General features: G+C 48.2%; 1 pseudogene. It reads right to left on the bottom strand.

Going from position 1 to position 627, the window contains the following annotated elements:
• Window positions 1–627, bottom strand: a pseudogene (locus tag R8N49_RS28270) (potassium transporter TrkG); the annotation flags it as partial.

Here is a 627-nt window from a genome sequence, read left to right as displayed (position 1 = left end):
AACACCACGGTAATCAGGTTAATCGCGTAACTGTCGAAGTAGCCCATGCTGGCATCGTGAGTTGAGAAGCCACCAATCGCAATAGTAGAGAAGCTGTGGCTGATGGCATCAAACGGCGTCATGCCCGCGAGCCAAAAAGCAACCGCACAAGCGATTGTCAGGCTTAAATAGATGTACCACAGCGCTTTTGCTGTCTCGGCTATGCGCGGGGTCATTTTGGTATCTTTCACTGGACCCGGAATTTCTGCGCGGTACAACTGCATCCCACCGATGCCCAACACTGGCAAAATAGCGACCGCGAGTACGATGATCCCCATTCCACCAAACCATTGTAGAAATTGGCGGTAGAACAAAATCGCTTTAGGTAACTCATCAAGGCCGACAATAACGGTCGCCCCTGTCGTGGTTAAAGCAGAGAAGGATTCAAAAAAAGCGTCAGTCACAGAAATGTTGGGATTATCTGCGATTAAAAATGGAAGCGAACCCGCGCTGCCCAAAACCGTCCAGAAAAGAACGACGATAAGAAAGCCATCACGTGATTTGAGCTAATGTTTATGCCGAAGGTTAGGAAACCAACACATCGCTCCACAAAAAAGCAGCACAAAAAAAGTCGTGACAAAAGGTACA

This window comes from Vibrio sp. 1978 (assembly GCF_033344345.1).
This window is presented reverse-complemented; position numbering and strand designations above follow the sequence as displayed.